The 12,002-nt window shown below is 52.4% G+C and carries 14 protein-coding genes; 3 read left to right on the forward strand and 11 right to left on the reverse strand.

The window, feature by feature from the left end; translation table 11 throughout:
- Nucleotides 1–499, reverse strand: a 499-nt coding sequence (locus HMPREF1051_RS11140) for a PepSY domain-containing protein (protein WP_003768774.1), incomplete at its 3' end; no start/stop codon positions are given.
- A gap of 496 nt (nucleotides 500–995) precedes the next feature.
- On the opposite strand from HMPREF1051_RS11140, the gene HMPREF1051_RS11145 reads away from it, so the two are divergent.
- Both HMPREF1051_RS11145 and HMPREF1051_RS11150 read left to right on the forward strand, forming a co-directional pair.
- Nucleotides 996–1,658, forward strand: a complete 663-nt coding sequence (locus tag HMPREF1051_RS11145) for a response regulator (RefSeq protein WP_003768778.1) — start codon at nucleotides 996–998, stop codon at nucleotides 1,656–1,658.
- A gap of 58 nt (nucleotides 1,659–1,716) precedes the next feature.
- Complete coding sequence (locus HMPREF1051_RS11150) at nucleotides 1,717–3,060, forward strand: ATP-binding protein (RefSeq protein ID WP_003768782.1); 1,344 nt, start codon at nucleotides 1,717–1,719, stop codon at nucleotides 3,058–3,060.
- 245 nt (nucleotides 3,061–3,305) lie between these two features.
- Here HMPREF1051_RS11150 and HMPREF1051_RS11155 read toward each other — a convergent pair whose 3' ends face one another.
- The 6 genes from HMPREF1051_RS11155 to yegQ all read right to left on the reverse strand — a co-directional run bounded on the left by HMPREF1051_RS11155 (nucleotide 3,306) and on the right by yegQ (nucleotide 8,315).
- A complete protein-coding gene (locus HMPREF1051_RS11155; RefSeq protein WP_003768759.1) occupies nucleotides 3,306–4,262 on the reverse strand; it encodes a MetQ/NlpA family ABC transporter substrate-binding protein in 957 nt (318 codons plus the stop codon).
- 66 nt (nucleotides 4,263–4,328) lie between these two features.
- A complete protein-coding gene (locus tag HMPREF1051_RS11160) occupies nucleotides 4,329–4,886 on the reverse strand; it encodes a hypothetical protein (RefSeq protein WP_231286319.1) in 558 nt (185 codons plus the stop codon).
- 165 nt (nucleotides 4,887–5,051) lie between these two features.
- Nucleotides 5,052–5,738, reverse strand: coding sequence for a methionine ABC transporter permease (locus tag HMPREF1051_RS11165; RefSeq protein WP_003759977.1), 687 nt, complete (start codon nucleotides 5,736–5,738; stop codon nucleotides 5,052–5,054).
- 1 nt (nucleotide 5,739) lies between these two features.
- A complete protein-coding gene (locus HMPREF1051_RS11170) occupies nucleotides 5,740–6,477 on the reverse strand; it encodes a methionine ABC transporter ATP-binding protein (RefSeq protein ID WP_003768813.1) in 738 nt (245 codons plus the stop codon).
- A 228-nt stretch (nucleotides 6,478–6,705) separates the two neighbouring features.
- A complete protein-coding gene (locus HMPREF1051_RS11175) occupies nucleotides 6,706–6,906 on the reverse strand; it encodes a hypothetical protein (protein WP_019270508.1) in 201 nt (66 codons plus the stop codon).
- 56 nt (nucleotides 6,907–6,962) lie between these two features.
- Nucleotides 6,963–8,315 carry a tRNA 5-hydroxyuridine modification protein YegQ gene (yegQ, locus tag HMPREF1051_RS11180; RefSeq protein ID WP_003768744.1) on the reverse strand — a complete coding sequence of 451 codons (1,353 nt, stop codon included), beginning with the start codon at nucleotides 8,313–8,315 and terminating at the stop codon, nucleotides 6,963–6,965.
- Between the two features lie 359 nt (nucleotides 8,316–8,674).
- On the opposite strand from yegQ, the gene HMPREF1051_RS11185 reads away from it, so the two are divergent.
- Nucleotides 8,675–9,421, forward strand: coding sequence for an amino acid ABC transporter permease (locus HMPREF1051_RS11185; protein WP_003768779.1), 747 nt, complete (start codon nucleotides 8,675–8,677; stop codon nucleotides 9,419–9,421).
- Between the two features lie 95 nt (nucleotides 9,422–9,516).
- On the opposite strand, the gene HMPREF1051_RS11190 is transcribed toward HMPREF1051_RS11185, so the two are convergent.
- The 4 genes from HMPREF1051_RS11190 to HMPREF1051_RS11200 form a co-directional block, all read right to left on the reverse strand.
- Nucleotides 9,517–10,137 carry an L-threonylcarbamoyladenylate synthase gene (locus tag HMPREF1051_RS11190; protein WP_036493117.1) on the reverse strand — a complete coding sequence of 207 codons (621 nt, stop codon included), beginning with the start codon at nucleotides 10,135–10,137 and terminating at the stop codon, nucleotides 9,517–9,519.
- A 132-nt stretch (nucleotides 10,138–10,269) separates the two neighbouring features.
- Nucleotides 10,270–10,794: a DUF4189 domain-containing protein gene (locus tag HMPREF1051_RS13755; protein WP_094112536.1), complete on the reverse strand. Its 525-nt coding sequence runs from the start codon at nucleotides 10,792–10,794 to the stop codon at nucleotides 10,270–10,272.
- A 231-nt stretch (nucleotides 10,795–11,025) separates the two neighbouring features.
- A complete protein-coding gene (locus tag HMPREF1051_RS11195) occupies nucleotides 11,026–11,385 on the reverse strand; it encodes a YbaN family protein (protein WP_003768761.1) in 360 nt (119 codons plus the stop codon).
- Between the two features lie 18 nt (nucleotides 11,386–11,403).
- Nucleotides 11,404–11,991, reverse strand: coding sequence for a DUF1415 domain-containing protein (locus tag HMPREF1051_RS11200; RefSeq protein WP_003768799.1), 588 nt, complete (start codon nucleotides 11,989–11,991; stop codon nucleotides 11,404–11,406).
- Nucleotides 11,992–12,002: the final 11 nt, after the last annotated feature.

Raw genomic sequence — 12,002 nt, forward strand, 5'->3', positions numbered from 1 at the left:
TGTTGGCATCGACGCGTACTTCGTATTTTTGGATGTTGTTGACGGTTTCCACTTTATAAACCGACGGACCTTTTTTATAGCTCAAATCGGCATCCTTCGCGCGGCCGCCTGTTTTGGCTTCGGCTGCGGCAATCGCTTGTTTCAGGGAAATATTGGTGTTCGGCAGCGGTTGGAGCGGTTTTTTGTCGTAGTCTGGGCGGCTTTCGATGATGTGCCCGTTGGCTGCATCGACGAAGACTTCTTGTTTCTGGTCATCGGTAACTATTTCTACTTTATAGTAGCTCTGGCCGTTTTTGTGGCGGAAATCGACTTCGACGGCGCGGCCGGGAATTTTGGCCACTGCGTAATCGACAGCTTGGGCGGCACTGATTTTGCTACTGGAGAAAGCGGCGGCTTTGGTTCCGGGTATGGCACCTGCGGCATATGCACCGACACTGGCAGTACCGATGGTCAGAGCGGTTGCGACGGCGATGATGAGACCTTTTTTGCTGAATTTCATGATGTTTCCTTTTTTGTCGGATAAAAATGTTTGTGTATTTGAAATCTGCCAACAGTGTCTGCTGGATTGAGCGTATTAAAACAAGCCAAACTTAAGCGAACCTTAAGAAAAAGATTTTTCTATAAATTTTATTCAAATTATTGTTTTTATTTTATATTTATTCCTCCAAATTTCTTAAGTTCTACTTAAGCCCAGCCTGTTTTAATGACAGGCCTCAGCCTGAAACCAAGGGTAAAACGGGCAGTCTGCATGATGTTCCATTGCCATCCCGACTTTGGTTTTCAGACGACCCTGCCTTACAATATTGTTTTGAAGCAAGGCAGTACAACAAAACGAGTTTCAAGCCAATCCGCTATATAATCCATATCATATAGAGCCAATTAAAATAGAGGCACCCGGTTTTCGTCATACCTTTTCTTGCGAAGGCGGGAAATGGCGGGGCAGAGCGTCTTGATTTGAATTCACTGCATTTATCCGAACAAACAGGAGTATCTTTATGCGTATCCTGCTGGTGGAAGACGACCCGCACATCGGCGACGGTATTGCCGCCGGGCTGAAAAAACTCGGTATGGCGGTGGACTGGTTTTCAGATGGCGCTCAAGGACAGTCCGCACCACTGGCTGCGCCTTATGATGCGGCGGTGTTGGATTTGGGTCTGCCGAACATCGACGGCATAGAAATATTGCGGCACTGGCGCAAACAAGGTCTGACGCTACCCGTGCTGATTCTGACGGCACGCGATGCGCTGCCCGACCGCCTGACCGGGTTGAACAGCGGCGCGGACGATTACCTGTGCAAACCGTTTGCATTGGAAGAACTTGAAGCACGGCTGAATGCCTTGGTGCGCCGCAGCCACGGACGCAGCGACAGCGGCCTGACCTTTGGCAGCCTGTATTTGGATACCTCCGCCCAAACCGCCACACTTGGCGGCAAGCCGCTGAACCTGACCGCGCGCGAATGGCGGCTGCTGGAAATGCTGGTCGCCAATCCGAAACACATCATCAGCCGCGCCCAAATCGAAGACAAACTATACGGCTGGGATCAAGAAGTTGAAAGCAACGCGGTCGAAGTGCATATCCACAACCTGCGCAAAAAAATCGGTTCATCCGTGATTCAAACCAAGCGCGGATTGGGTTACCAACTCGGAGAAATGCCTTAAGGTTGTCTGAAAACGCAAAAATTGAAGAAACAGCTCCCTTGCACAAAAAGGTCGTTCCATGTTTAAAAAGCTTCCGCCCGAAACTTCTATCCGCAAACGCCTGATACTCTATATCGGCAGCGGACTGCTCTTGGCATGGTTCGCCGCCAACGCTGTTTCACTGGCAATGGCGTTACACGAACTGAACGAATCCGCCGACAGTCAGATGAGCGACCTTGCCCAATCACTGCCCTACATCGAACCGGAAAAAGCCGTGCTGCTGCCCAAAGTAAAAAAAAGCCTGGGCAAAGGCCATACCGGTTTTGCAGAAGACAAACAAAACGGCATCTCCGTCTGGAATGCAGACGGCAGGCTGTTGCTCTCAGACAAAAGGGGTAAAGAAATTCCATTCCGCAAAATTTCCGGCTTCACCGACATCGGGAAGCCTTGGCAGGAAAAAAGCCTACGCGTCATCTATTACCACGACGGGAAAACCGGACAGACAGTCGCCGTCGTCCAACCCTGGCGCAACCGCCTTGAAATTTTGTGGAACATTGTTTGGGCACACCTTGCCGCCTCGCTGCTTGTTCTGCCGCTGATGGTGTTGCTACTGCATCTGGCGGTCAAACGCAGCATCTACCCGCTTAAAGAGCTTGCATCAGAATTGTCCGAACGCCGCGCCGACAACCTTGCCCCCGTCAGCCGCGCCGTACCGCAGGAAACCCAAACCCTGGTCGACGCCCTCAACCGCCTGTTCGCCCGCGTTCAGACCAGCATCGAACGCGAACAACGCTTTACCTCCGATGCTGCCCACGAACTGCGCAGCCCGCTTGCCGCATTGAAAGTGCAGGCTGAAGTCCTCGCCCTCAGCGACACTGCCGAACAGCCCTACCACCTGCAACAAATCCAACAAAGCCTCAACCGCGCCGAACACCTAATCAACCAACTGCTCACGCTGGCACGGCTCGATCCCGAACAAGGCCTGAAAAATACCGCCCCCATCAATTGGGAGAGCCTCAGCAGCCAAGTGCTGCAAAACACCAACCTCTCCGCCCGCGAAAAACGCATCCGCCTCAAGCGCGAATTTCTTGCCGAGCCGCCCCTCCTGCAAGGCGACGACGCGCTACTGCAACTCATGTTGCGCAACCTGCTCGACAACGCTGTGCGCTATTCGCCCGAAAACAGCGAGGTTGGACTGTATTTTCACGCTGACCGTATCGAAGTACGCGACCAAGGCACCGGCATCGCCCCCGAACACCTGTCGCGGATTAAAGAACGTTTCTACCGTCCTGCCGGACAAAATGCCCAAGGCAGCGGACTGGGTTTGTCCATCGCCGAACACATCGCCAAACTCCACGGCCTGACGTTGAAACTTGAAAACCGCGACGGAGGAGGTTTGAGTGCATGGCTGGAGAGAGCCTGACAATAAGTACAAAACAGCAGCTTCCTATATTTGGCAAACGCTTCCCCCAATCACCCAAAGGTCGTCTGAAATTCCTGACAAATCAGGTTTTCAGACGACCTGAGACCTTCGCAGCCATATTTCCCGCTCCTTAGGCCTTATCCTGATTTAAATTTAATCCACTATATTTCCGCCATATACGGCAAAAAGGTCGTCTGAAACCTGATTTGGGGTTTCAGACGACCTTTTGCTTTAGGGCTTACAGTTTATTTTGCTGCGGAAGCACCGGTGCTTGCTGCGGAGGCTGCTGTGGCACTTGCTGCCGAAGCAGTAGAAGCGGCTTCGGCTTTCGCACCGGCTGCTGCGTTTTCACCCCAGGCGGCAGGGTATTTGTAACCTGCGAAGCGTTGGCGCGCGTAGGCTTTGAACTCGTCGGAGTTGTAGGCTTCGGTTACGTCTTTGAGCCATTGGCTGTCTTTGTCGGCGGTTTTGACGGCTGCCCAGTTGACGTAGGCGAAGCTCGGTTCTTGGAACAGGGCTTCGGTTAGCTTCATGCCGCTGCTCATGGCGTAGTTTCCGTTAACGATGGCGAAATCGACGTCGGCGCGGCTACGCGGCAGTTGTGCGGCTTCAAGCTCTATGATTTTGATGTTTTTCGGATTTTCGGCGATATCGGCTTTGGAAGCGGTCAGCGGATTAACACCGTCTTTCAACTTAACCCAGCCCAATTCGTTCAACATGACCAGCGCGCGGGCGAAGTTGGACGGGTCGTTAGGCGCGGAAACACTGCTGCCGTCTTTGACTTCGTCCAGCGATTTCAGTTTGCCCGGATACAGGCCCAAAGGAGCGGTCGGTACTTGGAAGGCTTCGGTGATGTCTAATTTGTGTTCTTTTTTGAAGTCGTCCAGATAAGGCTTGTGTTGGAAAATATTGATGTCCAGTTCGCCTTCTGCCAAAGCGAGGTTGGGGCGGACGTAGTCGGCGAATTCAAGCAGTTTGACGGTATAACCTTTTTTCTCCAGCGCAGGTTTGATTTGGTCTTTGACCATGTCGCCGAAGTCGCCGACGGTCGTACCGAAGACGATTTCTTTTTTTGCGCCATTGTCGGCGGCAGGCGATGCGGCAGATGCGGCGGATGTGCTATCTTTTTGACCGCCGCAGGCTGCCAGTATCAAGGCGAGCGCGGCGGCGGAAAGGGTTTTGAAGAAGGTGTTTGTCTGCATGTTTTACTCCTGGTAAGTGTTAAGTCGATTTTTCAGACGGCCTCTGCCGTCGGGACAGTTGGGATTTTAAATCCATTTATGGGAAACGGGACGGTTTTTTATGGTGAGGTACAGGCCTTTGGCGGAACGGTAACACAGCCAAATCAATCCCGCTTTAAAAGTCAGGGCTGAGATGAGCTTGAGCCAATCCAACGAGGTGGCGAACGGAGAAATATCAAAGGCGGTATCGACACTTTCATACATTTCATCTGTTCCGTCGATTACGGCGTGTCCGTCCATTTCATCATCATAGTCTTCTGCCATCATGGCACTTTCATCCGGCTCGCTGATTTCGCCCATTTCATCGATGTCCATCGTGCCAATTGATCCGTTCATTTCCCCTATGGAAACCATATCGTCAAATGAAAGGATGCCCCAGATGGGGACAGGGGAGGCGATAAGGGACCATATCATAAAGACAGCCAATAGCCCGACACACAATAAAATGAAGAAACCCATATCGTTACGCATCATTTTGCTGTTGTGCGCGTTGACGTCGGAGGGCGGGTGTTCTAATTTTTCCAAGATGACGAGTTGGGCAAGAAAGATGCCGATACTCAGGCCTATATACAATATTTTCGGCATATGGTTCATGGGGCCAATAAAGTACCAAAGGATATTGCCGATATTGACTAAATAAACGGCAATTAGAATTTTTTTGGCGGATTTCATGTTGTATTTTTCACTCAAAAGGTCGTCTGAAAATGCATCAGGTGTATTTTCAGACGACCTTGTTTACGTTTGTGAGGTTTAACGTTTGTCCAATTTCCGCGCCAATGCGTTGCCGGTGCTTTGAATCAGGATAACGAGCAGCACGAGGATGGCGACGATGAAGATGATGACTTCGGTTTGGTAGCGGTAGTAGCCGTAGCGGATGGCGAGGTCGCCCAAGCCTCCGCCGCCTATCATGCCTGCCGCCGCGCTGTACGAGAGCAGGCCGATGGCGAGGACGGTGATGCTGGAAACCATGCCCGCGCGCGCTTCGTTCAAGAGGACTTTGCGGACGATGGCAAGCGGTGATGCGCCCATGGCGGTGGCGGCTTCAATCACGCCTTTGGGGACTTCGCGCAGGTTTTGTTCCACCAGTCGGGCGAAGTAAAACAGGCCGGACACGCTCAATACCAGCGAGGCGGCAATCGGGCCGATGGTGCTGCCGACGATGGCGCGGGTGGCGGGTATCATGGCAATCATCAGGATGACGAAGGGGAAGGCGCGCATCAGGTTGACTAAGTTGTCGAGCAGGAAATTCACCGGCTTGTTGTAATGAAGCTGGCGGTTGGAAGTCACGAAAAGCAAGACGCCCAAGAGTGTGCCGAAGATGACGGCAATCGTGGTGGACAACCCGACCATAACGAAGGTTTCGCCCAAGGCGCGGACGATTTCGTCTTTCATGCCGACGATGGTGGAAACGGCTTGTTCGAATGTTAAGTCTGCCATATCAGTCCTCCCGAATCAGCTCGCGCCCGATTTCGGATTGGGCGTGGATTTGGTTGCCGCGTACTTCGATGATTTCCACCACTTTTCCTTTATCCAAAAGAGCGGCGCGGTCGCACAGGCGGCGGATGACGCTCATTTCGTGGGTTACGATGACGATGGTAACGTTGAAGCGTTTGTTGATGTCTTCCAAACATTCCAAGACGCTGCGCGTGGTGGCGGGGTCGAGGGCGGAAGTGGGTTCGTCGGCGAGGATGACTTGGGGTTTGGGCGCGAGCGCGCGGGCGATGCCGACGCGTTGTTTCTGCCCGCCTGAAAGCTGGGCGGGATAGTGGTCGGCGCGTTCGGTCAGGCCGACGATTTCAAGACATTCTTTGACGCGTTCTTTGATTTTTTCAGACGGCCATCCGGCGATTTCCAAAGGAAAGGCGACATTGTCGGCAACGGTGCGGTTGCTCAAAAGATTAAACTGCTGAAACACCATGCCGATATTCTGCCGCGCCTGACGCAATGCGGCGGCATCGAGCGCGGTCAGCTCTTGTCCGCACACGTTGACCTTGCCGCTGTCGGGACGTTCCAACAGGTTAATCAGGCGCAACAGGGTGGATTTGCCCGCGCCGGAATAGCCCATCAGACCGAAGATTTCGCCGTCTTGGATTTCGAGGCTGGTCGGCACGACGGCGGCAAAACGGGTTTTGTCGCGCGTTTGGTAATGTTTGGAAACGTTGTCCAAAATAATCATAAATACTTCCTGATACTTCCGGAAAAAAAAGAAGCCCGATGCTGTACACAACGGGCTTGGATATAAAGAAAGGAATAAAAACAGCAGAAAATGAAAATACGCTTTAGCTGTTTATGCCCGCAAGCTGTGTCAAATCGGCAATGTTAACTCAGATACGACTATAATCAAAATCGGTAATTTTGTCAAGTTTTGATATGATTTGTAATTTTAAAATAATAAATTGTCAGTTTATTTGCCGAAAAGCTCCGCCACCATGCGGGCTTCTTCCTCGGTATAAGCCGCGCCGTTGAGCTTCGCGGTCAGGATAAATTCGCCGCTTAACCCTTGTTCGGCACAGGTTTCGCGCCAGCCTTGCAGCCGTTCTTCGTCGCTGGCTTTACGTTTCAGACGACCTATGGTCTGAGCCGCCTGTTTGGTTTGTTCGTTCATACAGTTCCTTAACAAAAGGCAAAAGGTCGTCTGAAAATTTTCAGACGACCTCATGATTATTTGATGACCCGTGCCAACAAGGCTTTTTCTTTGCCCTGCATATTCGGGATTTTGACTTGGATGCCGTTGCCCGGGGCGACTTCGACGGCTGCGCCTTTGCGGGTCATTTGTTCCAGCGTGACGGTTTGGTTGCCTTCGGGGTGGATGATTTCCAAAGTGTCGCCGACGGCAAAGCGGTTTTTGACTTCCACCGTTGCCCAGCCTTCGGCGTCGATTTCGGTAACGTGTCCGACGTATTGGCTTTGTTTGGCGGTGGAATGGCCGCTGAGGTAGTTTTGATAGTCTTGGGTTTGGTGGCGTTCGAGGAAGCCGCTGGTGTAGCCGCGGTTGGCGAGGCCTTCAAGTTCGCTCAGCAAACCGTAGTCGAATGGACGACCTGCGACGGCATCGTCAATCGCTTTGCGGTAGGACTGGGCGACGCGGGCGACGTAGTAGAGCGACTTGGTGCGGCCTTCGACTTTGAGGCTGTCCACACCGATTTTGGCGAGTTTCTCAACGACTTCGATACCGCGCAGGTCTTTGGAATTCATGATGTAGGTGCCGTGTTCGTCTTCCATAATCGGCATCATTTCGCCGGGGCGGTTGGACTCTTCAATCAGAAAAACTTTGTCGGCGTAGGGGTGGCGTTTCTGACCGTTGATGCCTTCGAAGTTTTGGTTGGCTTCTTCTTGGGCTTTTTCAAAGTTGAAACCTTGCAGAAGCTGGGCGTCGCCCGCATCGCTTTCAGTGGCGTTGTGGACTTTGTAGTCCCAGCGGCAGGAGTTGGTGCAGGTGCCTTGGTTGGGGTCGCGGTGGTTGAAATAGCCCGACAATAGGCAACGGCCTGAGTAGGCGATGCACAATGCGCCGTGGATGAAGACTTCGAGTTCGATGTCGGGGCATTCTTGGCGGATTTCGGCGATTTCTTCCATGCTCAATTCGCGCGACAGGATGATGCGCTCGACGCCGATGTTCTGCCAGAATTTCACGCCCCAGTAGTTGGTGGTGTTGGCCTGTACGGACAGGTGAATCGGCATCTCCGGCCATTTTTCGCGCACGGTCATAATCAAACCCGGATCCGCCATAATCAGCGCGTCGGGTTTCATGGCAATCAGCGGCTCCATGTCGGCGACGAAGGTTTTGAGTTTGGAATTGTGCGGCAGGGTGTTGACGGTCAAAAAGAATTTTTTGTTGCGCTCGTGCGCTTCTTTAATGCCTTGCTCGAGGACGTCGAGTTTGGCAAATTCGTTGTTGCGGGCGCGCAGGGAGTAACGCGGGCTGCCGGCATAAACGGCGTCTGCGCCGTAGTCGTAGGCGGCGCGCATACGTTCGAGGCCGCCGGCGGGAAGGAGGAGTTCGGGTGCTTTCATGTTTGTGCTTTATAAAAGGTTTCAGACGACCTTTTGAATCACGGGGAAAGGTCGTCTGAAAAGGTGTTTTAAGGATGGGCGGATTATCCGCTTTTTTATTGGGACGGTCAATTTTACGGCAGCATATTGGGATTGTTTGGCGTTGTTTTTTCAGAGGAAAACGGATTTAAGAGGGGCAATGGGCGGATAGGTGCGACGGGCGGGGAAATGTAAAAAACGGACGGCAACCCGATTAATTTAACAAAAAGGCATTCAAAGAATGTATTTTCTTGTAAAATATCGAGTTTCATTTTTCCAATGTTCGGGAATCGGGCGGCTGCCGCAAACCGTTTCCCGGAGTTTTAGACAGGCGGACGAGTATGGATTTTCGGTTTGACATTATTTACGAATACCGCTGGATGTTTTTCTACGGCGCGCTGACGACGCTGGGTTTGACCGTAGTGGCGACGGCGGGCGGCTCCGTATTGGGTCTGCTGCTCGCGCTGGCGCGCTTGATTCATCTGGAAAAAGCGGGTGCACCCATGCGCGCGCTGGCTTGGGTTTTGCGTAAGGTTTCGCTGCTGTATGTAACGCTGTTCCGTGGTACGCCGCTGTTTGTGCAGATTGTGATTTGGTCTTACGTCTGGTTCCCGTTTTTCGTCCATCCTACCGACGGTTTGCTGATTAACGGCGACGAGGCGGTGGAAATCCGACGTTCTTACGGCGCGCTGATTGCCGGTTCGCTTGCCTTGATTGCCAACTCCGGCGCGTATATCTGCGAGATTTTCCGCGCGGGCATCCAGTCCATCGACCGCGGTCAGATGGAAGCGGCGCGTTCGCTGGGGCTGACTTATCCGCAGGCTATGCGCTATGTGATTCTTCCGCAGGCTTTGCGCCGTATGTTGCCGCCGCTTGCCAGCGAATTTATTACGCTTTTGAAAGACAGCTCGCTCTTGTCCGTTATCGCCGTGGCGGAGTTGGCTTATGTGCAAAGCACGATTAGCGGCCGCTATTCCGTTTATGAAGAACCGCTCTATACCGTCGCGCTGATTTATCTCATGATGACGACTTTCTTAGGTTGGGTGTTCCTGCGCTTGGAAAACCGTTACAACCCGCAGCATCGTTGATTTCCCAAGAAGCCGATTGTTTTCGGCTAGGGCAATATCAAAAGGTCGTCTGAAAACCGATTTGGGTTTTCAGACGACCTTTTGGTTTTTGGGATTTACAGACCGAATAGGGCGGTGTCTCCTTTGCCTTGGCGGATGAGTTCCGTTCCGTCGGTCATGTCGATGACGGTGGTCGGCTCAGTACCGCACCAGCCGCCGTCAATGACCAAATCGACGCTGTGTTCGAGGCGGTCGCGGATTTCGTAAGGGTCGGTCAGCGGCTCGTCGTCTTCGGGCAGCATCAGGGTGCAACTGAGTAGCGGCTCGCCCAATTCCTGCAACAGGCTCAAGGCGATGGTATTGTCGGGCACGCGCAGGCCTATGGTTTTGCGTTTCGGGTGCAGCGTGCGGTTCGGGACTTCTTTGGTCGCTTGCAGGATGAAGGTGTAGCTGCCGGGGGTGGCGGCTTTGAGCTGGCGGAATTGGGCGTTGTCGACTTTGGCGTAAGTGCCCAATTCGCTCAAATCGGCGCACATGAGGGTCAGGTGGTGTTTCAAGTCGATTTTGCGGATGGCGAGGATGCGTTCCATCGCGGCTTTGTCGCCGAGTTTGCAGCCGAGCGCGTAGCAGGAGTCGGTGGGGTACACGATGACTCCGCCGTTGCGGACGATGTCGGCGGCTTGTTTGATCAGGCGTTCCTGCGGGTTGTCGGGGTGGATGGCGAAGAATTGTGCCATGGCGGTTTTCCTTTTGGCAGTTTGTGTTGCGGATATTTTAAAACCGATGCTTTGAAATGACAAAAGGTCGTCTGAAAATACGGTTTCGGAACGGAAACTGCGTTTTCAGACGACCATTAGGATTGTTAAATGTCAGGGGAGAGAACAGCCTTCAGGTAAAATAATACGGCAGTTGCTCAGGCTAGAATCAGCTTTACATTTCGCCAATGCGACAGCTTCTGCTAATCCTTTTTCTGTACCCATATAAAAAGAACGCCAATGCCCCGGAGGATTAATTGCCTTGCCTTCGGCTCCAGCAATACATCCATTCCTAACCCATGAAACTATTTTGCATGAACCTTGAGAATCTCTTTTCCTGCACTCAGCCAGAGCAGTTTCCTTCGCTTTAGACAAAGAGTCCTGATTTAATACGCCGCTTACGTAACCTGTATCCGGATTCACAGCTACAGCACCGTATTTAGAAGGGAGATATATAGTAGTGGTCTTAGGTCTGCTTACTTGACCATTATTCATAGAACCATTGTAATAGGGATCGTTTGCCAAAATAGGGGCCATACAATGGGGGTCTCCGGAAGGGCCGCCGCCAATGCCGGGCGAACAGGCAAAGGAGACGGCGGAAGACGCGCCAAGACAAAGGGTTAAAATAAATTTATTCATAAAGGGATTCCTCATTTATTTTTCTTGGGATCAATCACATCTTTGTTGTCAGAGGCTTGTCTTAAAGCCGATTGTCTTTGTAATTCCATGATAATGATATTAGACACGGAATTTTTTGATGTCAATATTCTATGTATATTGGGATTAGAAGTTTGGTTTGAGGATAGTTTGTTGCTGCATGGTATTCAGCTAAAGAGGCACTATAATTGAATATCGGATTTTGAACACGACTCAGGGTTCGGGACGCAACCACATCCAGACGGCGACGCAGCCGCAGCCCAATGTGGATGCTGCGCCTATCCACCATTGTTCGGGAAAGCGCCAAAACATGAAGATGCAGGATAGGCTCATCATGCTGATGGCGAAGATTTTGGCTTTGCGCGGGACGGCGCCGTTGTTTTCCCAGTTTTGCACCATGGGGCCGAAATAGCGGTGTTGGTGCAGCCAGCGGTGGAAACGGGGTGAGGCTCTTGCCCAGCAGGCGGCGGCAAGGATGATGAAGGGGGTGGTGGGCATTATCGGCAGAAAAATGCCGATAATGCCTAAGAGAAAGGAAACTGCGCCGCAAAAGATGAGTAAGTAGCGAATCATGTTGTTTTGTTGGAAATCTTATTCGGATGCTTTGGTTTTGCCGTGATCAAACGGGCAGCGGGGAATATCGAGCTTGTCCCAGCCTTCGTGTCCCATTTTTTCGAGCAGGGCGATGTTACGCTCGAAAATGGCGGAGGCGTCGGGGAAGGCTTGTGCGGCTTTGGCGATGCTGTCTTCGCGGATGAGGTGCAGGGTGGGGTAGGGCGAGCGGTTGGTGTAGTTGCCGATGTCGTCTGAATCCGTGCCTTCAAATTGGAAATCGGGATGAAACGGGGCGATTTGGACAATGCCTTCCAAACCGTTGTCCACAACGGCGGCATCGGCAATGTCGAGCATTTGGTTGAAGGTGTCGAAGTCGGGGAAAAGGGTCGGGTGGACAAGCAGGGTGGTTTCCAGCTCGTCGGCGGGCGTATCGCCCAAAAGCTGCAATTCGCGGTCCAGGTCTTCGAGGAAACCGTCCAGATGGCGGGCCTGGCTGACGCTGATGCGCACGAGGTTTTTGACGTGCGGCGCTTTGGCGAAGGGGCAGAGGTTGAGTCCGATGACGGCTTTTTCGAGCCATTGGCGGGTGTGTTCGGTTACGGTGGCGGAGTCAGGGGTAGTCATGCGGGAATTAG

The organism is Neisseria sicca VK64, from assembly GCF_000260655.1.
GTDB lineage: Bacteria > Pseudomonadota > Gammaproteobacteria > Burkholderiales > Neisseriaceae > Neisseria > Neisseria sicca_B.

Excerpts from the sequence above, each read along its gene's own strand:
- HMPREF1051_RS11160 (WP_231286319.1), bottom strand. The coding sequence starts at position 4,886 with ATGCCGAAAATATTGTATATAGGCCTGAGTATCGGCATCTTTCTTGCC.
- HMPREF1051_RS11190 (WP_036493117.1), bottom strand. The coding sequence starts at position 10,137 with ATGGCACAATTCTTCGCCATCCACCCCGACAACCCGCAGGAACGCCTG.
- HMPREF1051_RS11150 (WP_003768782.1), top strand. The coding sequence starts at position 1,717 with ATGTTTAAAAAGCTTCCGCCCGAAACTTCTATCCGCAAACGCCTGATA.
- HMPREF1051_RS11195 (WP_003768761.1), bottom strand. The coding sequence starts at position 11,385 with ATGATTCGCTACTTACTCATCTTTTGCGGCGCAGTTTCCTTTCTCTTA.
- HMPREF1051_RS11170 (WP_003768813.1), bottom strand. The coding sequence starts at position 6,477 with ATGATTATTTTGGACAACGTTTCCAAACATTACCAAACGCGCGACAAA.
- HMPREF1051_RS13755 (WP_094112536.1), bottom strand. The coding sequence starts at position 10,794 with ATGAATAAATTTATTTTAACCCTTTGTCTTGGCGCGTCTTCCGCCGTC.
- HMPREF1051_RS11165 (WP_003759977.1), bottom strand. The coding sequence starts at position 5,738 with ATGGCAGACTTAACATTCGAACAAGCCGTTTCCACCATCGTCGGCATG.
- HMPREF1051_RS11200 (WP_003768799.1), bottom strand. The coding sequence starts at position 11,991 with ATGACTACCCCTGACTCCGCCACCGTAACCGAACACACCCGCCAATGG.
- HMPREF1051_RS11155 (WP_003768759.1), bottom strand. The coding sequence starts at position 4,262 with ATGCAGACAAACACCTTCTTCAAAACCCTTTCCGCCGCCGCGCTCGCC.
- HMPREF1051_RS11185 (WP_003768779.1), top strand. The coding sequence starts at position 8,675 with ATGGATTTTCGGTTTGACATTATTTACGAATACCGCTGGATGTTTTTC.
- HMPREF1051_RS11145 (WP_003768778.1), top strand. The coding sequence starts at position 996 with ATGCGTATCCTGCTGGTGGAAGACGACCCGCACATCGGCGACGGTATT.
- HMPREF1051_RS11175 (WP_019270508.1), bottom strand. The coding sequence starts at position 6,906 with ATGAACGAACAAACCAAACAGGCGGCTCAGACCATAGGTCGTCTGAAA.
- yegQ (WP_003768744.1), bottom strand. The coding sequence starts at position 8,315 with ATGAAAGCACCCGAACTCCTCCTTCCCGCCGGCGGCCTCGAACGTATG.